21 protein-coding genes and 1 pseudogene are annotated in these 21,736 nt (G+C 74.7%); 11 read left to right on the top strand and 11 right to left on the bottom strand.

What is annotated here, in order from left to right:
• Positions 1-91: 91 nt before the first annotated feature.
• The 5 genes from LX83_RS10685 to LX83_RS10665 all read left to right on the top strand — a co-directional run bounded on the left by LX83_RS10685 (position 92) and on the right by LX83_RS10665 (position 4,375).
• Positions 92-982, top strand: a complete 891-nt coding sequence (locus LX83_RS10685) for a TIGR01777 family oxidoreductase (protein ID WP_253769866.1) — start codon at positions 92-94, stop codon at positions 980-982.
• A gap of 1 nt (position 983) precedes the next feature.
• Positions 984-1,718, top strand: coding sequence for a phosphatase PAP2 family protein (locus LX83_RS10680; protein WP_253769864.1), 735 nt, complete (start codon positions 984-986; stop codon positions 1,716-1,718).
• A gap of 114 nt (positions 1,719-1,832) precedes the next feature.
• On the top strand, positions 1,833-2,567 hold the full coding sequence (gene lipB, locus LX83_RS10675; RefSeq protein ID WP_253769861.1) for a lipoyl(octanoyl) transferase LipB: 735 nt from the start codon (positions 1,833-1,835) through the stop codon (positions 2,565-2,567).
• A 76-nt stretch (positions 2,568-2,643) separates the two neighbouring features.
• A complete protein-coding gene (locus tag LX83_RS10670) occupies positions 2,644-3,774 on the top strand; it encodes a serine hydrolase (protein ID WP_253769859.1) in 1,131 nt (376 codons plus the stop codon).
• A gap of 91 nt (positions 3,775-3,865) precedes the next feature.
• Positions 3,866-4,375: a helix-turn-helix domain-containing protein gene (locus tag LX83_RS10665; RefSeq protein ID WP_253769857.1), complete on the top strand. Its 510-nt coding sequence runs from the start codon at positions 3,866-3,868 to the stop codon at positions 4,373-4,375.
• A 28-nt stretch (positions 4,376-4,403) separates the two neighbouring features.
• Here LX83_RS10665 and LX83_RS10660 read toward each other — a convergent pair whose 3' ends face one another.
• The 3 genes from LX83_RS10660 to LX83_RS10650 all read right to left on the bottom strand — a co-directional run bounded on the left by LX83_RS10660 (position 4,404) and on the right by LX83_RS10650 (position 8,554).
• Positions 4,404-5,339 carry an LLM class F420-dependent oxidoreductase gene (locus tag LX83_RS10660; protein WP_253769855.1) on the bottom strand — a complete coding sequence of 312 codons (936 nt, stop codon included), beginning with the start codon at positions 5,337-5,339 and terminating at the stop codon, positions 4,404-4,406.
• 127 nt (positions 5,340-5,466) lie between these two features.
• Positions 5,467-6,879 (bottom strand): amidohydrolase family protein, encoded by a 1,413-nt coding sequence (locus LX83_RS10655; RefSeq protein WP_253769853.1) that lies wholly within the window; start codon positions 6,877-6,879, stop codon positions 5,467-5,469.
• A gap of 112 nt (positions 6,880-6,991) precedes the next feature.
• On the bottom strand, positions 6,992-8,554 hold the full coding sequence (locus LX83_RS10650) for an MFS transporter (protein WP_253769851.1): 1,563 nt from the start codon (positions 8,552-8,554) through the stop codon (positions 6,992-6,994).
• Positions 8,555-8,638: 84 nt separating this feature from the next.
• Between LX83_RS10650 and LX83_RS10645 the strand changes: the two genes are divergently transcribed.
• Entirely contained in the window at positions 8,639-9,214 is a 576-nt protein-coding gene (locus LX83_RS10645) for a TetR/AcrR family transcriptional regulator (RefSeq protein WP_253769849.1), read from the top strand.
• Between the two features lie 652 nt (positions 9,215-9,866).
• Here LX83_RS10645 and LX83_RS10640 read toward each other — a convergent pair.
• Entirely contained in the window at positions 9,867-10,484 is a 618-nt protein-coding gene (locus LX83_RS10640) for a TetR/AcrR family transcriptional regulator (RefSeq protein WP_253769847.1), read from the bottom strand.
• Between the two features lie 133 nt (positions 10,485-10,617).
• Here LX83_RS10640 and LX83_RS10635 point away from each other — a divergent pair, with 133 nt between their 5' ends.
• From LX83_RS10635 to LX83_RS10615, 5 genes are all read left to right on the top strand, one after another.
• Complete coding sequence (locus tag LX83_RS10635) at positions 10,618-11,268, top strand: hypothetical protein (protein WP_253769845.1); 651 nt, start codon at positions 10,618-10,620, stop codon at positions 11,266-11,268.
• A gap of 47 nt (positions 11,269-11,315) precedes the next feature.
• Positions 11,316-12,251 carry an oxidoreductase gene (locus tag LX83_RS10630; RefSeq protein ID WP_253769843.1) on the top strand — a complete coding sequence of 312 codons (936 nt, stop codon included), beginning with the start codon at positions 11,316-11,318 and terminating at the stop codon, positions 12,249-12,251.
• A gap of 180 nt (positions 12,252-12,431) precedes the next feature.
• Entirely contained in the window at positions 12,432-13,433 is a 1,002-nt protein-coding gene (gene lipA / locus LX83_RS10625; RefSeq protein ID WP_253769841.1) for a lipoyl synthase, read from the top strand.
• A gap of 141 nt (positions 13,434-13,574) precedes the next feature.
• Entirely contained in the window at positions 13,575-14,177 is a 603-nt protein-coding gene (locus LX83_RS10620; protein ID WP_253769838.1) for a MarR family winged helix-turn-helix transcriptional regulator, read from the top strand.
• On the top strand, positions 14,174-15,028 hold the full coding sequence (locus tag LX83_RS10615; protein ID WP_253769836.1) for an alpha/beta fold hydrolase: 855 nt from the start codon (positions 14,174-14,176) through the stop codon (positions 15,026-15,028). Before LX83_RS10620 ends, LX83_RS10615 begins: the two co-directional genes overlap by 4 nt.
• Before the next feature lie 92 nt (positions 15,029-15,120).
• Here the strand turns inward: LX83_RS10615 and LX83_RS10610 are convergent, their stop codons facing one another.
• The 7 genes and pseudogenes from LX83_RS10610 to LX83_RS38655 form a co-directional block, all read right to left on the bottom strand.
• The gene (locus tag LX83_RS10610) at positions 15,121-15,672 is read right to left on the bottom strand and encodes a hypothetical protein (protein ID WP_253770181.1); all 552 of its coding nucleotides are present in this window, start codon (positions 15,670-15,672) and stop codon (positions 15,121-15,123) included.
• Between the two features lie 23 nt (positions 15,673-15,695).
• A complete protein-coding gene (locus LX83_RS10605) occupies positions 15,696-16,916 on the bottom strand; it encodes a hypothetical protein (RefSeq protein WP_253769834.1) in 1,221 nt (406 codons plus the stop codon).
• A gap of 207 nt (positions 16,917-17,123) precedes the next feature.
• A complete protein-coding gene (locus tag LX83_RS10600; protein WP_253769831.1) occupies positions 17,124-17,609 on the bottom strand; it encodes a FixH family protein in 486 nt (161 codons plus the stop codon).
• Positions 17,606-19,123 (bottom strand): hypothetical protein, encoded by a 1,518-nt coding sequence (locus LX83_RS10595; protein ID WP_253769829.1) that lies wholly within the window; start codon positions 19,121-19,123, stop codon positions 17,606-17,608. Before LX83_RS10595 ends, LX83_RS10600 begins: the two co-directional genes overlap by 4 nt.
• 194 nt (positions 19,124-19,317) lie before the next feature.
• Positions 19,318-19,935 carry a response regulator gene (locus LX83_RS10590; protein ID WP_253770179.1) on the bottom strand — a complete coding sequence of 206 codons (618 nt, stop codon included), beginning with the start codon at positions 19,933-19,935 and terminating at the stop codon, positions 19,318-19,320.
• A 32-nt stretch (positions 19,936-19,967) separates the two neighbouring features.
• Positions 19,968-21,173, bottom strand: a complete 1,206-nt coding sequence (locus LX83_RS10585; protein ID WP_253769827.1) for a sensor histidine kinase — start codon at positions 21,171-21,173, stop codon at positions 19,968-19,970.
• Positions 21,174-21,378: 205 nt separating this feature from the next.
• Positions 21,379-21,612, bottom strand: a pseudogene (locus tag LX83_RS38655) (DUF4419 domain-containing protein); the annotation flags it as partial.
• Positions 21,613-21,736: the final 124 nt, after the last annotated feature.

The raw sequence follows: 21,736 nt of genomic DNA, 5'->3' as shown, positions 1-21,736 counted from the left end.
GCCGCGGACCACGTGGCGGGCCCCTGGTCTTTTCGGGCCAGCCACCACGGCCACCAGTGCATTTTCCGGCCGGATGCCGCACGATCAAGGTATGCGCGTGGTGGTGGCCGGGTCGTCCGGGCAGATCGGCTCCAGTCTGGTTCCGCTGTTGCGGTCGGCTGGGCACGAGGTCGTCCGGCTGGTCAGACGCCGGCCGCACGCGCCTGACGAACGCGGCTGGGACCCGCCGGCCGGGCGCATCCAGCCGGGCGCGCTGGACAGGGCGCGGGCCGTGGTCAACCTGTGCGGCGCGGGTGTCGGCGACCGGCGCTGGACCCAGGCCCGCAAGCAGCTGCTGCTGGACAGCCGCACGGTGCCCACCGAGGTGCTGGCCGCGGCCGTGGTCGAGCACGGGGTGCCCACGCTGGTGAACGCCTCGGCCGTGGGCTACTACGGCGACACCGGCGACGAGGTGGTGGACGAGCGGTTCCCGGCCGGCCGGGGTTTCCTCGCCGACCTGGTCCGCGAGTGGGAGGCCGCGACCGGTGCGGCGGCCGCCGCCGGCGTGCGCGTGGTGCTGCTGCGCACCGGCCTGGTGCTCGGCCCGGCCGGCGGGCTGCTCGGCCGGCTCCGGCCGCTGTTCGGCGCGCTGCTCGGCGGCCGGCTGGGCAGCGGCGCGCAGTACTTCCCGTGGATCTCGCTGGACGACGAGATCGGGGCGATCCGGTTCGTGCTGGAACAGCCGGGGGTGGCCGGTCCGGTCAACCTGACCGCGCCGGCACCGGTCACCAACGCCGAGTTCACCAGGGCGATGAGCCGGGCGCTGCACCGGCCGGCCCCGTGGGTGGTGCCCGCGCCCGTGCTGCGGCTGGCCCTGGGTGAGTTCGCCGACGAGGGGGTGCTGGTCGGCCAGCGGGCCGTGCCGGCGGCGCTGCAGCACCACGGCTTCCAGTTCCAGCACCCGGCCCTGGCCGCCGCGCTCGCCGAGCTGGTCGGGACCTGAGGTGAGCCGCCTGCTGGTTGGCGCGCTCGGCCTGGTCCTGGTGGCGGCCTTCGTCGTGCTGGGCCTGGCCGTGGACGACCGGGCGCCCCGGATCGACGTGGTGGTCGCCGAACTGGCCGGCGGGCTGCCCGGCGTGGTGCGCGCGGCGGCGGCCCCGGTCAGCCTGGTGCTCAGTCCGGGCCTGGCCTGGCTGGGCCTGTTCCTGCTGGCCGTGGCGGCGCTGCGGGCGCTGCGCGGTGGCCGGCCCCGGCTGGCCGGCCTGCTGGTGCGGGCCGGGGTGCTGCTCGGCAGCTGTTGGGGGCTGGTGATGCTGACCCGCTACGGCTTCCAGCGCACCCGGCCGATCAGCTTCCCGGTGTGGGCCTACCCCAGTGGCCACACCACGGCCACGACCGCGGTCGCGGTGACCGCCGTGGTGCTGACCGCCTGGCTGGCCCGGCGCTGGCTGCGGGTGGCGGTGCTGCTGGCCGGCCTGGCCGTGGTGGTGGTCGCGGTCAGCCGGGTCGTGCTGGGCATGCACTGGCCGACCGATGTGGTGGGTGCCACGCTCGGGGTGGTCGGTGTCGGACTGCTGGCCGCGACCGCCCTGGGGCTGCTCCCGGTCGGCCAGACCCAGTCGGGCCAGTCCCGGTCGGGTCAGCCCCAGTCGGTTCCGAGCGGGACGGGGCGGGTCGAGTCGGGCGGGGACCGGTCGGGGCAGGCGGAGCCGCGTCCGGGGCAACCCCCGCGGCGCTGACCTGTGCCAGGAGCTGACCTGTGCCAGGAGCTGACCTGTGCCGGGAGCTGATCTGTGCCGGGCGTGACACCGCCGCGGCCGTGCCGATGTGGAGCAGGAGCGTAGGGTCGAGCCGTGACCGCTGACTCCTCCTGCCGTGCCGCTGACACCCCTGTTGACGTGCGCCGTCTTGGCACCATCGACTACCGCGCCGCCTGGGACCTGCAACGGGAACTGGTGCGGGCGCGGGCGGACGGGGACGGCCCGGACACCCTGCTGCTGCTGGAACACCCGGCCGTGTACACGGCCGGCCGCCGGACCAGCGACGACGAGCGACCCACCGACGGCACCCCGGTCATCGACGTGGACCGGGGCGGCAAGATCACCTGGCACGGCCCCGGCCAGCTGGTCGGCTACCCCATCATCGGGCTGGCCGAACCGGTGGACGTGGTCAACTACGTGCGCCGGCTGGAAGAGGCCCTGATCGCCGTGTGCGACCAGCTCGGGGTGAAGACCGGGCGGGTCGAGGGGCGCAGCGGGGTGTGGCTGCCCGCCGACGACCACGGCGTCGAGCGCAAGATCGCGGCGATCGGCATCCGCGTGCAGCGTGGCGTGACCATGCACGGGTTCGAGATCAACTGCGACGCCGACCTGACCCAGTTCGACCGGATCGTGCCGTGCGGCATCCGGGACGCCGGCGTGACCTCGCTGTCGGCTGAGCTGGGCCGCGACGTGTCCGTGGCCGAGGTGCTGCCCCTGGCCACCGAGGCCGTGCTGGCGGCGCTGGACGGCCACCTGCCGGTGACCGACCGCTGGCTGGACCGGCCGGAGCCGAGCAGCCCCGGCGTCACCTTCGCGCTGCGGAACTGACGCCGCCGAACCGAACCCGGACCACCCTCCACTCCTCTAGTATTCCGGAAATCCGTTCTACTGGAGGAGTGGAGCCATGCGCCTGTCCCGACGCCGCCTGCTCGCGGCCACGGCCGCCGCCGGATCGGCCACCCTGCTCGGTCCCACCCTGCTCGGCCACGCCCCGGTCGCCGCCGCCGCACCACCGGCGCCGGACACCGGCACCGAGCAGGGCTGGCTGGACTGGCTGCGGCGGCACCGCGACCACGCGGCCGTGGTGGTCGACAACGGCTCCGGCGGCCGGATCGCCCACCGGGCCACCGCCGACCACGTGCTCGCCTCCACCATCAAGGTGGTGCACCTGGCCGGCTACGCCACCGCCGTCACCGAGGGCCGGCTCGACCCGGACCAGCAGGTGCGCGTGGGCGACTGGGAGGCGTACTACCCGGGCTTCGACGGCGGCGCGCACGGCCACGCGCTGGCCGCCCTGGGCGTGCCGAACAACGGGGTCGTCGCCACCGACCCCGAGCACCGGGTCAGCGTGGACCAGCTGGCGCACGCCATGATCACCTACAGCGACAACGCCGCCACCGACTACCTGCGCGACCTGCTCGGCGACCCCGTGCTGCGGCGGGCGGCGCACCGCGCCGGATGGCGCGACCCCGACCTGCGGTCCCTGCTCGGCGAGGTGATCCTGCTGATCCTGCCCGAGCGCGCTCCCCGGCCAGGCGCCCCGGCCAGCGTCCGCCGGGCCGTCGGCGACCGGCTGGCCAGGCAGGCCATGTCCGACCCCGACCTGCAGCGCGAACTCACCGAACGGGTGTCCCAGGTCCCCGACTACACCGGCCAGCTCCCCTGGGCCCGGCAACACGGCAAGGGCAGCGCCCGCGACCTCGCCGCCATCCACTCGGCCCTGGCCAGCGGTTCGTTCACCCCGCACGGGGCCGTGCCCGTCGCCCGGGACCACCTGGAACGCCAGGCGCGGGAGAACGGCCCACTGCCGCCCGGGGTGCTCGGCATCGGCTTCAAGGGCGGCTCCCTGCCCGGCGTGCTCAACCTCGCCTACAGCGTGCGCTGGGCGGACGGGCGCGTCGGCGTGGGCGTGGTCCTGGTCGACGGCATCGACCAGGACACCCAGGCCGACGCCATGCCCCTGGCCCTGCTGATCCAGCACGCCCTGGCCGACCCGGCCTGGCTGGACCGCCTCGCCACCGCCCTCACCGGCTGAGCCGGCGCGGCCAGGCCCGCGGCGCGGACCAGCCGACCAGCCAGCGGGGCGGTGGCTACGGCGGGTGGGCCGCGCCGGGCATGCTTGGCCCATGACCGAGGAGACAGCCGATCAGCCGGACCTGGCCGGCCGGGTCGCGGAGTTGGAGCGCCGGGTGGCCGCGCTGGAGGGCCGCCGAGAACCGGCCGACGGCCAGCAGCAGCGGCCCGCCGGGCTGCCGGACGAGCCGCTCGGCCAGCTCGGCTACCAGGGTCAGGTGCGCCACCCCTACGAGCTGGAGTGGCGGATCAGCGTGGAGCCGGGCGCGGTGCTCGCGCTGCCGGATCTTCCCCGCATCGACGTGCTGGCCGCGCTCGGCCACCAGGTGCGGGTGACCGTGGTGCGGCTGCTGGCCACCGAGGGACCGCAGCCGGCGGCGGCACTGCAGGCCGCCGCCGGACTGGGCTCGCCGGGCCAGCTCTACCACCACCTCAAGTCGCTGACCAGCGCCGGCGTGGTGGAGCAGGACAAGCGGGGCAGCTACCGCATCCGCCCCGCGGCACTGATCCCCACCCTGGTGCTGCTCACCGCCTCGGCCGACATCGCCGGCCAGCTGCGGTGACGCCGCCGGGTGGGGCGGCCACCCCGCCTCAGCCCAGCTGCGGGGCCACCTCGGCGGCAATCAGCTCGACGTGGTCCAGGTCGGACAGGTCGAGCGCCTGCAGGTAGACCCGGGCGATGCCGGTGCGCTCGCGCCAGGTGCCGAGCTTGTCGACCACCTCGGCCGGGGTGCCGGCCAGGCCGTTGGTCCGCAGCTCGTCGACCTCCCGGCCGATCGCCCCGGCCCGCCTGGCCACCTCGGCCTCGTCCCGGCCCACGCAGATCACCAGGGCGACCGAGCGGACGATCTCGGCGGGGTCGCGGTTGATCTCCTGGCAGGCCCGCTCGACCCGCTCGAACTGGGCCAGCGCCGAGTCCAGCGAGCTGAACGGCAGGTTGAACTCGTCGGCGAACCGCGCCGCCAGCGCCGGCGTGCGCTTGAGCCCGTGCCCACCGATCAGCACCGGCGGCCGAGGGCTCTGCGCCGGCTTCGGCAGCGCCGGCGAGTCGGTGAGCTGGTAGTGCTTGCCGGTGAAGGAGAAGGTCTTGCCGACCGGGGTCTCCCACAGCCCGGTGATGATCTCCAGCTGCTCGGCGTAGCGCTCGAAGCGCTCACCCAGCGCGGGGAACGGAAGCCCGTAGGCCTGGTGCTCCTCCTCGTACCACCCGCTGCCGAAGCCGAACTCCACCCGGCCGCCGGACATCTGGTCGACCTGGGCCACGCTGATCGCCAGCGGGCCCGGGTGGCGGAAGGTCGCCGCGGTCATCAAGGTGCCGAGGCGGATCCGCGAGGTTTCCCTGGCCAACCCGGCCAGGGTGGTCCACGCGTCGGTCGGGCCGGGCAGCCCGCTCACCGACCCCATCTTCAGGTAGTGGTCGGACCGGAAGAACGCGTCGTAGCCGGCGTCCTCCGCACAGCGCGCCATGCGGAGCAGATCGTCGTAGCTGGCCCCCTGCTGGGGCTCGGTGAAGACCCTGAGTTTCACCGGCCCAATCTACGATCCCCACCCGGCCGGGACCACCGAAGCCGGTCGGACCCCGGTGCGGACCGGCGGGGCCGCCGCCACCGGTGCGCGCCAGGTCCACTTCGGACCGTCCACTGGGAACGGTCCGTCAGCGGCTCCCGGGTGCCGCGTCCGCGCCACCGGCCTCGGCGGCCGCGGCCTGGATGTCGGCGAGCATCCGCTGCCGCCGCGCCGAGTCGATCAGCTGCCCGGCGACGACGACCGCGTGGATGCGCGTGGTGTTGCCGATGTCGGCCAGCGGGTCGGCGTCGAGCACCACCAGGTCCGCGTACTTGCCCGGCTCGACGGTGCCCTGGACGTGCTGGGTGCCCAGGAAGCGCGCCGGCTCCAGGGTGGCGGTCTGCAGGGCCCGCATGGGCGTGAGCCCGGCGGCCACGCACAGGGCCAGTTCGGTGTGCAGGTCGAAGCCGTGGAAGCCGAAGATCGTCGGGTTGTCGGTGCCGGCCAGCAGCCGCACCCCGGCCTCGTCCATCGCCTTGGTGATGGCGAGCCGCCGCTGGAACAGCACGGCGCGCTGGGCCGCCTCCTCGGCGGTGCGGCCCCGGGTGTACAGCTCGTCGTGCACCCACTCCCAGATGCCCGGCAGGCTGGCCGGCAGGTACTTCAGCCGGTCGTCGGCGAGCGAGCCGAGGTGGGGCAGGTCGAGCATGCGGTGCATGGTCAGCGTGGGCGTGTACGCGACCCCGTTGGCGACCAGCTGGCGGAACACCCGGTCCGCGGTGAACGGGCTGTAGCTGTGCGCCGCCGCCCACTCGACGCGGTTGACCTGGTGGAACCAGCCGCTGTAGTCGCCGGCGGCGATGGTGGTCCTGGCCAGCGCGTCGAGGTGCTCGGCCGGGTTCCTGGCCGTGGCCGGGAACAGCGCGTGCACGTGCTCGATGCTGGCCTGGCCGGCCTGGGCGACCTCGACGACCGGGACGTCGTCGGGGATGTGCCCGGCGAAGGGCAGGTCCAGCCGGTGCGCCTCGTCGGCGAGGGCCCGGTAGACGTGCCGGCGCAACCGGGAGTAGACCTTGACGAAGTCGGCGCCCTCCGCCTTGGCGTCGCGGACCGCCTGGCGCGCCTCGGCCTCGGTGCCCACCGCGACGAACGGCACCCCGGCCACGCCCCGCTCACCCCACAGCGAGGGCCGGCCGTCGATCATCTTGCTGGCGATCACCAGCCGGGGCCCGAGCAGGCTGCCCTCGGTGATCCGGCGGCGCCACTCGTGGTGGTGGGCCTGCCCGGCCATCTGACGCACCGTGGTGACCCCGTTGACCAGGTAGAGCGGCAGGTAGACGCGTTCGACGGCATCGGTGTGCAGGTGCATGTCGGCCAGCCCGGGGATGAGGAACTTCCCGGTCAGGTCGACCTCGGCGGCGTCGTCGGGCACCCCGACCTCGCTGGCCCGGCCAACGGTGTGGACGCGCCCGTCCCGGACGACGACGGTCATGTCCGGCCGCGCCGGCGCGCCGGTCGCGTCGATCACGGTGACGTGGGTGAGGGCGAGAGGTGTTGACACTGCTGGCTCTTCTCCTGTGTCGGTGAACCTGGTGAACCCGGGGGCTGTCAGCCGGCCGGGGCTGTCAGCCGGCCGGGGCGTCAACTGGCTGGGGCGTCAACTGGCTGGGGCGTCAACTGGCTGGGGCGTCGGCCGGCGTGCCCGGCCCGGTCCCGGTGGCGCGACCGGTGCGGCCCAGCAGCACGGCGGCGGCGACCGCGGCGGCCACGACGAGGGCGAGGCAGGTGAGCATGGCGGCGCGCACGCCCGCGACGAACGCCTGCTGGGCCGCGGCGCGCAGGGCGGCCCCGACCGGCTCGGGCAGCCGCGCGGCCACGTCGAGCGCGGCGGCCAGGGTGGCCCGCGCGGCCGCCGTGTCAGCCTGGGCCAGCCCGGCCGGGGCGGCGGCGGTGAGGTCCGCCCGGTAGATCGCCGCGTGGACCGCGCCGAGGATCGCGGCGCCGCACGCGGCTCCCAGCTTCTCGCTGGTCTCGATCAGGCCCCCGGCTGCTCCGGCCCGCTCGACCGGCGCGGTGGCGATGATCAGGTCGGCGGTGGTGGCCAGGGTGGTGGCCAGGCCGATGCCCAGCAGGACACCGCCGGACACGATGAGCCAGCCGCCCGAGTCAACGGTCAGCCGGGCCAGCACGGCGAAGCCGGCCGCGGCGGCGGCCAGGCCCGCGCAGACCACCACCGCGGGCCGCGTCCGGGAAGCCAGCGCCGCCACCACCCACGCGCCGGCCACGGCCGAGGCAGCGCCGGGCAGCAGGCACAGCCCGGCCGCCAGCGGGCTCATCCCGGTCACCAGTTGCAGGTGCTGCCCGGTGAACAGCGCCGACCCGACCATGCCGAACGCGGCGAGCAGGTTGGTGCCGACCGCCGCGCTGAACGCCGGGGCGGTGAACAGCGCGAGGTCGATCAGGGGTTCGGTGAGCCGGCGCTGTCGGCGCGCGAACACCCCGCCGAGCACCACCCCGATCCCGATGGCCAGCACGGGCGGTCCGCCGAGGCCGTGCGTGGCCAGCACCTTGATGCCGTAGACCACGGGGAGCACGGCGCCCAGCGACAGCGCCGCGCTCAGCAGGTCCACCCGGGCGTGCGCGCTGCCCCGCGACTCGGGCAGCAGCAGCGGGCCGAGCACCACCAGCACGGCCATGACCGGCACGTTGACCAGGAACGCCGCCCCCCACCAGAAGTGCTGCAGCAGGGCGCCGCCGAGCAGCGGCCCGAGCGCGGCGCCGGCGGCGAACCCGCCGGTGACGATGGCGATCGCGGTGCTCCGCTGCCGCGCGTCCCCGAACAGGTGGCGGACCAGGGCCAGGGTGGCCGGCATCAGGGTGGCTCCGGCCGCGCCGAGCAGCGCCCTGGCCGCGATCAGCATCGGCGGGTTCACCGAGGCGGCGGCGAGTACCGAGGCCAGCCCGAACGCGCCGGCACCGACCAGCAGCAGCCGGCGCCGACCGATCCGGTCGCCGAGGGCCCCCATCGTGATCAGCAGTCCGGCCAGCAGGAACGAGTAGATGTCGGTGATCCACATCAGCTCGGTGGCGCTGGGCGCGAGTGCGGCGCTCAGCGCGGGCAGCGCCAGGTACAGCACGCTCACGTCCATCGACACCAGCAGGACCGGCAGCAGCAGCACGGCCAGGGCGCTCCACTCACGGCGTCCGGCGCGGGTGTTGCCGGAGGTCACGGTCATAGCCAGCACGCTAACAGCTGTTTCAAACGATCGTTAGATACGGAGGTATGAAACGCTCGTCAGCAGTGGTGGTAGGGTGCCGCCGTGGGAACGCGGGAGGAGTTGCTGAACGGCGCCAAGCGCTGCCTGGCCGAGCGCGGTTACGCGCGCACCACCGTGCGGGACATCGTGGCGGTGACCGGGGCGAACCTGGCCGCGATCAACTACCACTTCGGCACCAAGGACGCCCTGCTCAACCAGGCCCTGCTGGAGTCGGCCAGCGAGGCCGTCGGCGAGATCCTCAACGCGGTCCGCACCGACCCCGACCCGGCCGCACGGCTGCGCACCTTCCTCACCGCACTCACCGAGTCCTTTGTGGACAAGCGGGCGATGTGGGCGACCAACATCGAGGCACTCGCCCAGGCGGCCCACTCACCCGACCTGCGCACCCAGCTGGCCGCCGGCCAGGTGGCGGCGCGCACCGGCCTCGCCGACATGTCCCCCACCACCGACCGGGACGACGAGAGCACGCGCGCCGCCGTGGGCGCGGTGCACATGACCCTGCTGTCCGGGTTGCTCGTGCAGTGGATGGTCGCGCCGGACCAGGCGCCAACCGCTGACCTGGTGATCGAGGGACTGCGCACCCTCGGCACCACCCTGGCGAAACCAGCAGCGGACTAGGTGCCCCGCCGCACGCGGCAGTCACCCTCGGCACCGCGGCAGTCGCCCTCGGCACCACCGAACCCAACCGGGGCACCGCCCCAACCAGGGAACCGCTCCAACCAGGGAACCGCCCCAACCGGGAAACCGCGTTGCCCCACCCTGGATCGCGACCGGCCGGGACAAGCACCGCACAGGCCCGATCCGGATTGGCCGGCAACCGTTCTGGAGCGGCAACGCTCCACTCCGGATCACCAGCAGTTCACTCGCACCAGGAGCCGGTAGACAGCCCTCCGACGTGGCTCGTCAACGACCCGCACCCGGTCAACGGCAGTTCGACGGAGAACACGGGACGGTGGCGGTCCACTGACGGCGGATCGGCGGCGGTCCACCTCGCACGGCGGCGACTCCGAACTGCCAGGGACACAGCCGTTCCAGTTCGGAACACCAGCGTTCCCCTCCGGGGTTCGCGCAATCCAGTGCGGCCACCCAAAGCCTCCCATCGGAGCGCCATAGCTCCAGAGTGGAGTGCCGGGAGTCCTATGTGGGGCATGCAGGTTCCACAACGGAACAACCAAGCCCCACTACGGGGCATCGAAATCCCACTTCCACTTCTGGGCAACTTCTGGGCACGGGAGTTCCAGCAGGCTCCCGATCCCGCGCCGGCCCGGGCCTAGCGGTTGTCGGTCGGATCCGGGGTGGGACGGCGGCGCAGGCCCTCCACCACGCGGTCGATCGACCGGGTGACGTCGGCGCTGGCCTTGCGCGGGTCGGGCGAGGTGGCGATGACGGTCGCGGCCGAGGACAGCGCGCCGAACAGCAGCCTGGTGGTGATCTCCACCGGCAGGTCGTCGAGTTCACCGCTGACCACCAGGTTCTCCACCGCCGAGCGGAGCACGCCGAAGCTGAAGCCCTCCTCGGCCTGGCGCCAGCGCTCCCAGCCAAGCACCACCGGGCCCTCGTGCACCACGATGCGCTGGTAGGCGGGTTCCAGGCAGACCTCCACGTAGGCGCGCAGCCCGGCGATGGCCGACTCCCACGGGTCTCCCGGACCGCGCACGATCTCGCCGAGCCGGCCCATCACCTTGGTCTCGACCTCGGCGAAGGCCGCCTCGAACAGTCCCCGCTTGCCGCTGAAGTGGTGGTAGAGCGCGCCCTTGGTGACCCGGGCCCGCTTGGCGACCTCGTCCAGCGAGGTGTCCGCATAGCCGTACCTGGTGAACAGTTCCACCGCACTGTTCACCAGCGCCTGCCTGGTCGTTTCCGAGTACTCCAGGCGCCTTGACCGCACTGTCACCACGTTCACAACGTTACGACATACCGACAGTACGTACCGGTGGTATGTTCGCCACCAGGGGTACGTACCGAGGGTATGCCGCAAACCGCGAGTACGCCCTGGGTCACGATCTAGGGAGGAACGCTCCGTGAGCTGGACCGACCACTACCGACGGCGCAAGGCGCTCGACACCGTGCTCGCCAGGGCCGAGGCAGATCCGGCCGCCCCGCTGACCGGCACCAGCACCAGCCCCGCCCGGGACCTCGTCGCCCAGACCAGCGCTGACCAGCACAGCCCCAACCACCACAGCCCCAACCACCGCAGCGCCCACCACCGCAGCGCCCACCAGGACAGCGCTGACCAGGACAGCGCCGGGCCGGCCGAGGTGTTCGGCAGCACCGAGGAACTGGTGCTGGCCCTGCACCACAAGTGGATGCAGCAGCTCACCGGGCGGGTGGGGGTGGCACTGGCCGAGGCCGAGCGCTCGCCGGACGGCGACCGCGGTGACGCGGTGGGTCGGGCCTGGCTGGCCACCGCCGAGGCGCAGCCGGTGCTGCGGGCGGTGCTCGACGCCCACCTGGACACCACCCGACCGGCGCTGCGGGCCGCGGCCGAACGGGAACAGCGGATGGTCGCCCTGGCCTCGGGCATGGCCGAACTGACCGAGCCGGCCGCCCAGACCGCCGCCATCGGAGCGGCGTTCATCACACTCCTGCGCTCGGCGCCCACGCACACGGTGGCTCGCCGCAGGTCGACACGGTCGGTGCGGCCCGAGCCGGTTTCCGCGGTCGAGCGGTAACCCGACGGAGTGGCGCGCGCCACCCGGTGGCGAGTACTTGTGTCGGCATGACGAAGTGGACCGAGGCCGCGCTGCCCGACCAGTCCGGCCGCACCGTGCTCATCACCGGCGCGAACTCGGGTCTGGGGCTGCGCAGTGCGATGGTGCTGGCCAGCAAGGGCGCCAGGGTGCTGCTGGCCTGCCGGTCCGCGGAGCGCGGCCGGCGGGCCGTCGAGCGGGTCGGCGCGGGCGGCGGTCGGGCCGAGTTCGTCCAGCTCGATCTGGCCGACCTCGCCTCGGTGCGGTCGGCCGCGGCGGAGGTCCGGGACCGCACCGGCGACGCCCTGGACGTCCTGATCAACAACGCCGGGGTGATGGCCCCGCCGCTCGGCCGCACCAAGGACGGCTTCGAGACGCAGTTCGGCGTCAACCACCTGGGGCACGCCGCGCTCACCTGGCTGCTCATGCCGGCGCTGCGCAACTCGGCGACCGGGGCCGCGCGGGTGGTGGCCGTGTCCAGCCAGGCACACCGGTTCGGTCGGCTGGACCTGGCCGACCCCAACTTCGAGACCAGGCGCTACCGCGGCTGGCAGGCCTACGGCCAGTCCAAGCTGGCCAACCTGCTGTTCACGCGGGAACTGGACCGCCGGGCGAGGGCGGCCGGCCTGTCCCTGGTCAGCGTGGCCGCGCACCCGGGTTTCGCCGCCAGCGAGCTGGCCCCGAGCATGGGCCGCAACCACCGCAGCGGCCTGTTGGAGCAGGCCAGCCGGGTGATCAGCTCGCTGGTGGCCCAGCCGGTGCGGCAGGGCGCGCTCCCCCAGCTGTACGCGGCCACCGCACCGGGGGTGCGGGGCGGCGAGTACTACGGGCCGGACGGGTTCGGCGAGGTGCGCGGCTATCCCAAGCGGGTCGCCATGTCCTCGGCGGCCACGGACGACCACGCGGCGGCCCGGCTGTGGGAGCTGACCGCCGACCTGACCGGTGTCACCCCGGACCCCGCCTAGCCGCGGTCCGGACGGGCCCGTTCGGCGGGTTGGGGACGGCCCGGTGGCAGCCCGCGGCCGCCCCGCCCCGACTTGCCCGCACCCCAGGGGTCGGCAACGCTTTGTGATGTTGAATGCGCTGGTGGTCGCGCGTGCCGCCGCTGATGGCGGGTTCCGTGGGGCGGGGCGTAGGGTGGGTCGGTGACCGTCGCACCAGAGGGCCGGAAGCTGTTGCGGCTGGAAGTCCGCAACAGCCAGACGCCCATCGAGAAGAAGCCTTCGTGGATCAAGACCCGCGCCAAGATGGGCCCCGAGTACCGGGAACTCAAGGGCCTGGTCCGCCGGGAGGGTCTGCACACGGTCTGTGAGGAGGCCGGGTGCCCCAACATCTACGAGTGTTGGGAGGACCGCGAGGCGACCTTCCTCATCGGTGGCGACCAGTGCACCCGCCGCTGCGACTTCTGCCAGATCGACACGGGCAAGCCGGCCGAGTTCGACCGGGAGGAGCCGCGCCGGGTCGCCGAGTCCGTGCAGGCCATGGGGCTGCGGTACTCCACGGTGACCGGGGTGGCCAGGGACGACCTGCCCGACGGCGGCGCCTGGCTGTACGCCGAGACCGTCCGGCAGATCCACCAGCTCAACCCGGGCACCGGCGTGGAGCTGCTGATCCCCGACTTCAACGCCGACCCCGACCAGCTGGCCGAGGTCTTCGGGTCGCGGCCGGAGGTGCTGGCGCACAACCTGGAGACCGTGCCGAGGGTGTTCAAGCGCATCCGGCCGGGCTTCCGCTACGAGCGTTCGCTGGAGGTCATCACCCGGGCCCGCGAGGCCGGGCTGGTGACCAAGTCCAACCTGATCCTGGGCATGGGCGAGGAGCCGGCCGAGGTGGTGGCGGCGCTGCGGGACCTGCACGCGGCCGGCTGCGAGATCATCACCATCACCCAGTACCTGCGGCCGAGCGTCCGGCACCACCCGGTGGACCGCTGGGTCAAGCCGGAGGAGTTCGTCGAGCACGCCAAGGCGGCCGAGGAGATCGGCTTCACCGGCGTGATGGCCGGACCGCTGGTGCGCTCCTCCTACCGGGCCGGGCGGCTGTACGCGCAGGCCGTGCGGCGGCGCGGCGAGCAGCTCCCGGAGAACCTGGCCCACCTGCTCGACGCGGGTTCGGCGGCGCAGGAGGCCAGCTCCCTGCTCACCCGCTGAACGCGGCACACCCCAGCAGGTCAACCGCACCGCCCCGATGTTCCCGCACTGCCGGGACCACTCGGGGCGGTGCTTTTTTCTCGCCGGACACCCGAGACCGACACTCGGGACAGAAGACATCATTGATGTCATAATGACATCATGGATGCCAATGAGCGTGACGGTACTCCGGTGGCGCTCGACGCGCTGCTCGCCGAGGTGGTGCGCCGGCTGTGGCCGCTGCACCGCACGGTGGTGCGCGCGGCGGAGCGGGTGCTGGCCGGCACCGGGGTCACCCCGGGGCAGCACGCGGTCCTGGACCACCTGCACGCCACCGGTCCGCACACCGTGCCCCAGGTGGCCAGGGCGTTGGGCCTGGACCGGCAGCCGGTCCAGCGGCTGGTGAACGACGCGGCCGCCCTCGGCCTGGTCGAGGCGGTGCCCAATCCGGAACACCGGCGCTCCCACCTGATCCGCCTCACCGCTCGGGGCACGGCCGTGATCACCGGCATCCAGCGGGCCGAACGGCGTGAACTGCACCGTCGCCTGTCCGACGACGTCACCCCGGCCGAGGTCGCCACGGCACTGCGGGTGCTGGACCGGCTCGGCGAGGCGTTCCACCGCCTCGGCCAGGACACCCCCGACCAGCGCGACCAGGACGGCGCCCCGGACGGCGACGACGGCGGCAACGACGACGGCGACGACGGCGGCGCGCCCGAGCGAGCCCCACGCATCCCACCCCACACCGGAGGAGACCCGACATGACCCAGGCCCAGCCCACCTCGCTCGGCCACGCGCCCGTGCCCGGCGGTGAACTGCGCTACGAGACGGCGGGCAGCGGACCCGCCGTGGTGCTGCTGCACGGCGGCATGCTCGACATGGGCATGTGGGACGAGCAGTTCTCCTGGCTGGCCGGCCTGGGCCACCGGGTGATCCGCTACGACGCCCGCGGCCACGGCGGCTCCTCGTCGGTGACCGGGGACTACGCCCACCAGGAGGACCTGGCCGCCCTGCTGGCGCACCTCGACATCACCGACGCGACGCTGGTGGGCCTGTCCCTGGGCGCCCGGACCGCCCTGGACACCGCGATCGCGCACCCGCAGCTGGTGTCGGCCCTGGTGCTGGCCGCGCCCGGGGTCAGCGGCCGGCCGTTCACCGATCCGTTCGTGCGGCACCACCTGGCGCTGCAACTGGCCGCGCTGGAGGACACCAGCGGCGCGGCACCGTTCGTGGAGCACTTCCTGCGGATGTGGGTGGACGGCCCGCACCGCGACCCCGCGCGGACGCCTCCGGCGCTGCGGGAGCGGCTGCGGGCCTCGGCCGAGCACAACGTCACCCGGCACGCGCGCGGCCTGGGCGCCGGCCGCGCCCAGGAGGTGGGTGCGGCGGACCGGCTCGGACAGATCCGGGTGCCGACCCTGGTGCTGCACGGCGACCTGGACAGCACCGACATCGTGGGCAACGCCGAGCACATCGCGCGCGGGGTGTCCGGTGGTGTCCGGCACGTGTGCGTCACCGGGGTCGCGCACATGATCAACCTGGAGGCCCCCGACCGGTTCAACCGGGAACTGCGGGACTTCCTGGCCACACAGCAGGCTGACACCACGGCCGACTGACACCACAGCAGGCTGATCAGCGCAGCAGGGTGATCAGCGCAGCAGGCGGGCCACCAGAGCCGGCTGAGCGCCGTGCCTGGCCAGCGAGCACCTCAGCCGCTGGCGGCGCCGGCCGCCGGTGCCCGCCCTGGCCGCACCCGCCGCCAGGCCACCACCAGGAAGGCCACCAGCCCCAGCAGCGGCAGGGTGCTGATCGACCAGCTCACCGCCATGGGCGGGCCGGGCTGGGCGAGCACGGTCAGCCCGGTGAGTTCGCCGACACCCGGACCGGCCGGACCGTCGATGGTGAACCGGAAGGTCCACTGGCCCTCGACCGGCAGCGCCCGCACGTCCAGGCCCCACACGTCGCGCTTGCGCGGGTGGCGGGCCAGCGGCTGGGGCCGGGCACCGGGGTTGTCCGGCCCGATCGCGGTCAGCGTGCCGGACTTGCCGGCGATGCCGTCGTCGGGGGTGAACGTGAAGTCCAGGGACCGCATGGCGTGCAGCGGCCAGGTGCTGAACCCGACGGTCATCCCGTACGGCCCGACCTGCACCCGCTCGGTGTGCACGGTCTCCACCGGCTGGTACTCCTCGGCCGCCGCGGGCGCGGTCGCGGCGGCGGTCAGGCCCACCGCGGCCAGCAGTGCCACCGCGCCCGTGCGCAGCCTGGCCGCCACTGCCCGCCCGGTCACCGTGCCCCCTCGGGTGAGACCGGGGTGGCGGCGGCGGTCGCGCCGGGCGGCACACCGGGCGCGGACCGGCCGGCCGGCACGTCGGCGACGCCGCGCAGCATGATGCCGAACCCGCGGCCCAGCAGGCCCGCGGCCAGGCCGGCCACGGCGCCCAGTGCCGCGGTGGCCGCCAGGGTGGCCGTGCCGGGCAGGTGCGTGCCGTACAGCCAGTGCTGCTGCACCCCGTTGAGCCCGGCGACCAGCGCGCCGCCGAGCGCCCCGGTGGCGAGCCCGGCGGCCCGGCCCGGCCCGGTGCGCCGCCGACTGGTCCAGCGCGGCAGGTCGACCAGGGCGCCGACGGCGACCGCGCACACCGGCATGAGCGCGGGCATCACCGGGATCGCCAGCGCGTAGTCGCGCAGCGGCAGGCCGACCAGGTCGGCGTAGGCGTGCGCGGCCCACGGCGAGAACCACCAGAACACCGCCTGCAGCAGGGCCAGCACCGCGGCGGTGGCCAGGCCGCCGCCGGGCCGGCGGCTGGCGAACTCGCTGGCCAGCACCAGCAGCAGCGTGGTCAGGAAGGCCAGCCCCACGGCCACCGCGTCGACCACGCCGTCCAGGCCCTGCAGGCCGAGCACGGTGACCGTGCTGAACGCCAGCAGCATGGCCGTGCTGACCACCACGCCGGGCGGCCCCCAGCGGTGGCGCCGGCCGGCGGCGAACACCACGATCGTGCCGATCATGGTGCCGGTGACCGACAGCAGCAGGCCGATGTGCGGTGGCGAGTCGATCACCGCGTCAAACCCGTACAGGCTGTGCCACCACTGGTCCCACAGGCCGTAGAGCAGGAACGACGCCGCGCCCACGCCGGCAACCAGGTAGCCGAGCGGCGCGGTGAAGGTCCGGCCGAACACCCCGACCGGCATGCCGCCCAGGGTGGGGTCCACCCGCCGGCCGGCGCGCTGGGCCGCGGTGGTCGCCAGCACCACGGCCAGGCTGGCCAGCCCGGCGACGGCGCTGCCCGAGTACAGGAACAGGTGCGGCAGGGTGAAGAACGTGTCCGGACCGACGTCCTCGTGCCACTGCACGTCCCAGGTCAGGCCGACCAGGGAGAGCGCGCTGCCGCCGAGCAGCGCGCCCGCCGCCGGCAGTCCCAGGGCCGCGGCCCCGGGGCGGGCCTGGGCGTGGTCGGCCGGGCCGGCCCGGCCGACCACCGACCCCGATGCGGTGAACTCCATCCGGTTCGCTCCTTCACTGTCCTGTTCGGAATGTCCTCTTCGGAAAGTCCTGTTCGGAAAGTCCTCTGCAGAGCGTCCGATCGGGAACGTCCTCGTGGAAACGTCCGCATCGGATCGCGGGGCAGGCGCGGGCTGCCGCGGTGCGGCCGCGGTCCCGCATCGGGCGGGACGTCCCCGGCCGCCGGGTACCACGCGGGCCGGGCCGGGCTAACCGGACACCAGCAGCGGGAACACGACCTGGTCGGGCCCGTCGGCGCCGCTGATCGCCACGGTGATCTCCCACTCGCCGGCCATCGGCAGCGCGGCCGCGTCCACCCGGTACCGGCCGGGTCCCTGGGCGGTCGCGGTCAGCGGGGCGATCGCGTGGCCCATCCTCGGCATGACCGGGTCGACGCGCACCGCCGGTGCCGACACGGGCTGGCCGGCCGGGTCGCTGATCTCGACCAGCCAGGCGCCCGCCGCGCCGACCCGGGGCTGGTCCACGGTGAGCCGCACGCTGTGCCGGTCGCTGCCGGCGGTCAGCACCACCGGTCCGGCCGGGGTCGGCCAGAGCAGCCACACCAGGCCGGCGGCGACGACGGCCACGCCGAGCAGCACCGCGAGCACCGGTCGGCGCGCGAGCACCTGGCGGTGGGCGGCGGTGGGGTCGTCAGCCGAGGGCGGCCCGGCGGCCACGGGCGGTCTGTCGGTCACGGGCGGTCTCCCTGCGGGGTGGGCACCTCGACCGCCACGGGCACGGTCAGCACCGCGTACTCGCGCTCGACCTGCACCCACAGCCGGTAGTGGCCGGGCGCGGCGAAGGTGTGAGTGAAGTGGGCCGCCGGCCCGAACGCGGCCACGGTCTCGTCGGGTGGGCCGGTCGCGGCGTTGCTCACCGGCGCCATGGCGTGGGCGTGCGCCCAGTGGGGGGCGGTCAGGGCGGCGGCGCCGACCTCCGCCGCGGCTGGCGGCAGCGGCCCGACGATGATCAGGTGGCCGAGCATGCCCAGCCACGGCTGCAGGTCCGGGCGGGTGCCCACGGTCGCGGTGATGGTGCTCGCCGTGCCCACGGCCAGCTGGTCCACGCGCACGGCCACGGTCACGCCGTTGACCTCCCGCACGCCCGGGCCGCCCGGCTCGGCCGGGCCGGCCCGGTGCTCGCCGGCGGCCGCACCGGGGACGGTGAGCCCCGAGGGCGGGCGGAGCAGCTGCACGCCACCGCCGCGCCGGGCCAGTTCCGCGGCCACCGCGTAGGTCCCGGCCTCGGGTGGCACGAAGTGCGCCTGGTAGTCGCCGGGACCCAGCCGGATCGGGTGCAGGTGCCACAGCTGCCCGGACGGGCCGACCACCATGAGGTGGATCAGGGCGTTGTCGTGCACCAGCAGGTCGTCCACGGCGCGTCCGGTGGCCACGTCGGTGAGGGTGAGCCGCAGGTCCGCGGGTGCCCCGGCGCGGGCGTCGGGCGCGGCCACGGTCAGGGTCACCGGGGGCCGCGAGTAGTCGGTGGTCGCGGGCAGGGCCGCGACCGCGTACGGGTCGGTGACCGTGTCGAGGCTGGGGTCGGTCTGGCTGCCCGGTGCGGGTGGCGGCGGGATGCTCGCGGACAGCAGCGCGGCCGTGGTGGCCACCGCGATCGCCGCGACCACGCCGGCCGCCGGGACCAGCGGCACCCAGGCGCGGCGCGCCCGCACCGCGGTGACCAGCGCGAGCACCAGGAACGCGCCGGCCGCGACGAACCCGCCGTAGGTGAACGGCTCCCACGGCGCCACCACCCTGGCCGGCACCACGAACGGGATGCGGGCCACCCGGTCCCCGTCGTCGACGGCCAGTTCCCACGGCCCGGGCCGGTCCACCCGCAGCGTGCTGCCGTACAGGCCGGGCGTGCCGCCGAGCACCAGGTCGGCGCTGCTGGTGACGGTGCCGGGCGGGGCGAGCCCGGTGGCGGCGCTGTCGGCGGTGGTGGCGCCGGTCGGGGCCAGCCGCAGGCGCAGGGTGCCGGCGGGGGTGCCGGCGTGGCTGACCACCTCGACCCGCACCGGGCCGGGGGTGGCCAGCACGCGGCGGATCACCACGGTGAGTTCCCGCGCGCCCAGCGTCTGGGCGACGTGCAGGTCGCTGCCGACGGGTCCGCCGTCCGCGGCGGCCGGCAGCGGCCCGGCCAGCAGCAGGACGAGCGCGGTGAGGGCCAGGACCAGGGCGGCCCTCGGTCCGGTTGGTCTCGCATGCATCGACCAGACAAGCTAGTTACCCCGCGCGTCCGTGTCGTCACGCCGGGGCGGGAGGCGGCGTCCCCTGCGCGGGGGAGGCGGCGCCCCTGGTCCGGGGGAGCCGCTGGTTTCCCCGGGGAGCGGCTGGCACAGCACCGACTGGCACAGCACCGACTGGCGCGGGACCGGCTGGCGCGGGGCTGCCGCCGGACGCCTCAGCGGCCGACCAGCCCGTTGCGGTGCGCGTAGACCACGGCGTGCACCCGGTCGCGCAGGCCGAGCTTGGCCAGCACCCGCGACACGTGCGTCTTCACCGTCTCCTCGCCCACGCCGAGTTCCCTGGCGATCTCGGCGTTGCTGCGGGCGTCGGCCACCAGCAGCAGCACCTCGCGCTCCCGCGCGGTCAGCCGGTCCACCTCCGGGGTGCGGCTCGGCGGTTCGATGCTGGTGGTGAACTGCTCCACCAGCCGGCGGGTCACCGACGGGTCGATCAGCGCGTCACCCCTGGCGGCCACCCGGACCGCGGAGATCAGCTCCTCCGGGGGCAGGCTCTTGAGCAGGAACCCGCTCGCGCCGGCCCGCAGCGCCCGGTACACGTACTCGTCCGAGTCGTAGGTGGTCAGCACCAGCACGCGGGTGCCGTTGCCGGGAGCGGCCAGCACGGCCTCGGTGGCGGCGATCCCGTCGAGCCGGGGCATGCGCACGTCCAGCACGGCCACGTCCGGCCGCAGCCGGTGGATCTCGGTGATGGCGGCGCGGCCGTCGGCCACCTCGGCCACGCACTCCAGGTCGGCCTGGGTGTCCAGCACGGCACGCATGCCCGAGCGGAACATCGCGTGGTCGTCGGCCAGCAGCACCCTGATCGTCACGTCTGCTCCACCGGGAAGCTCACCCGGACCCGCCAGCGCCGGCCGTCCGGCTGCGGGCCGTAGCCGATCCGGCCGCCGAACAGGGCGACGCGCTGGCGCATCCCGGCCAGCCCGCGTCGGGACGACTCCCCCTCGGCGCCGCCGCGGCCGCCGGCACCGACCGGTACGCCGTTGGTCACGGTCACGCACACCTCGCCGGGCCGGTGGGTCAACTCGATCTCCACGGTATCGCCGTCGCCGTGGCGCACCGCGTTGGTCAGTGCCTCCTGGATGACCCGGTAGGCGGCGACGTCCAGCGAACCGGGCAGCGGCTGCGCGGCGCCGTGGACGGTCAGCCGCACCGGCAGGCCGGCGCCGCGCACGCCGTCGAGCAGTTCGTCGATGTTGTCCAGGCCGGGCTGCCGCTGGCCGGCGCCGCTGTCCTGGCCGTGCAGCACGTCCAGCAGCCGGCGCAGGTCGGCCAGGGCCGCGCGGCTGGCGGCCTCCACCGCGGCCAGCGACCGGTGCACGGGTGAGGCCGGCTCGGCCAGCCCGAGCCGGGCGGCACCGGCGTGCATGCTGATCGTGCTGACGTGGTGGGAGATCACGTCGTGCAGGTCGCGGGCGATGGCGCTGCGCTCCTCGGCCACGGCCCGCTGCACGGCCACCTGCTCGTCGCGGCGCAGCCGCTCGGCGTGCTGTTCGAGGTCCACGATGTAGGTGCGGCGGGCCATGGTGAACCGGCCGACCAGCCACGGCACCAGGCAGTTGCCGACGATCATCAGCAGCAGCACCACCCAGCCGCGCGCGAAGTCCTGATCGCCGACCGCGTTCACCGCGAACCCGAGCACCAGGCCGGCCAGCGCGGTCAGCGCCGGCCAGGTGCGCAGCCACGACCCGGCCAGGTAGCCGGACACCAGCAGGCCGGCGTTGTTGATCATCTGGGGGCCGGGCAGTCCGTCGAGCAGGACCGGGGCCAGCGCGACCAGCAGGCCGTGCCCGACGGCGACCTCCCTGGCCCAGCGCGGCGGCAGGGCGAGCGCCAGGTCGGCCACGATCACCAGGCCCAGCAGCAGCCAACACCGCCAGTCGGCCAGGTCCGCGGGCGGCAGGCACAGCCCGGCGTCGGTGGCCGCGCAGGCCACCGCCACCACCAGGGACTGCCGGGCCAGCGCCCGCTGGCCGCGCCGAGGGCCGGCGGGCTGGTCCTCGGTGTTCCGCACCTCGCCTCCCCCGTGCCCGACGATCACCCCTCGCGGGCGTACCAGGGTAGCCAGGCGGCCGGTGCGGGCCTCGGACGCCGCCCAGGCCGGCGGTCGCCCCGCGCGGCTCGCCGGTGGGCAGGTCCAGCAGCGGGTTCGACCGGTCCACGGCGCCGCCAGCGCCGAGCGGGTACGGGTACGGCCGCGCGATCGGCCGGTAGACGCGCCGCCAGAACGCGGTGTCCACGTCCCCGGCAGCGGCCAGGACGAACTGGTCGGCGATCGGCCGCAGCGACCGGCACCAGGTTCGCCGGCCGAACAGCGCGGCGACCGCGTCCACCCGCGCGCGGATCCTGCGCCGGTCCGCCACCGTGCCGGTCACGGTGATCGACGGGATGCCGCAGACGCAGGTCACCATCAGCGCGAAGTACGGCGAGTACCCGTCGAGCAGCACCGCCCGCCCGGCGACAGCTCGCGCAGCGGCTTGGTGGGCAGCGGCTTAGTGGGGCAGTGGCTCGCCGGCGGGGTGACGTGGTCGAGCGGGAAGGTCACCACCGGGCGCCGGTACCGCGGCTGTGGCCGCG

Origin of the sequence: Goodfellowiella coeruleoviolacea (assembly GCF_024171785.1) — a bacterium.
In the GTDB taxonomy this organism is placed as follows: domain Bacteria; phylum Actinomycetota; class Actinomycetes; order Mycobacteriales; family Pseudonocardiaceae; genus Goodfellowiella; species Goodfellowiella coeruleoviolacea.
The sequence above is the reverse complement of the archived record's forward strand: the minus strand, read 5'-3'. Positions and strand labels throughout refer to the sequence as shown.

Coding starts and splice junctions, on each gene's coding strand:
- LX83_RS10685 (WP_253769866.1), top strand. CDS start 92: ATGCGCGTGGTGGTGGCCGGGTCGTCCGGGCAGATCGGCTCCAGTCTG.
- LX83_RS10670 (WP_253769859.1), top strand. CDS start 2,644: ATGCGCCTGTCCCGACGCCGCCTGCTCGCGGCCACGGCCGCCGCCGGA.
- LX83_RS10665 (WP_253769857.1), top strand. CDS start 3,866: ATGACCGAGGAGACAGCCGATCAGCCGGACCTGGCCGGCCGGGTCGCG.
- LX83_RS10650 (WP_253769851.1), bottom strand. CDS start 8,554: ATGACCGTGACCTCCGGCAACACCCGCGCCGGACGCCGTGAGTGGAGC.
- LX83_RS10630 (WP_253769843.1), top strand. CDS start 11,316: ATGACGAAGTGGACCGAGGCCGCGCTGCCCGACCAGTCCGGCCGCACC.
- LX83_RS10620 (WP_253769838.1), top strand. CDS start 13,575: ATGGATGCCAATGAGCGTGACGGTACTCCGGTGGCGCTCGACGCGCTG.
- LX83_RS10615 (WP_253769836.1), top strand. CDS start 14,174: ATGACCCAGGCCCAGCCCACCTCGCTCGGCCACGCGCCCGTGCCCGGC.
- LX83_RS10605 (WP_253769834.1), bottom strand. CDS start 16,916: ATGGAGTTCACCGCATCGGGGTCGGTGGTCGGCCGGGCCGGCCCGGCC.
- LX83_RS10595 (WP_253769829.1), bottom strand. CDS start 19,123: ATGCATGCGAGACCAACCGGACCGAGGGCCGCCCTGGTCCTGGCCCTC.
- LX83_RS10590 (WP_253770179.1), bottom strand. CDS start 19,935: ATGTTCCGCTCGGGCATGCGTGCCGTGCTGGACACCCAGGCCGACCTG.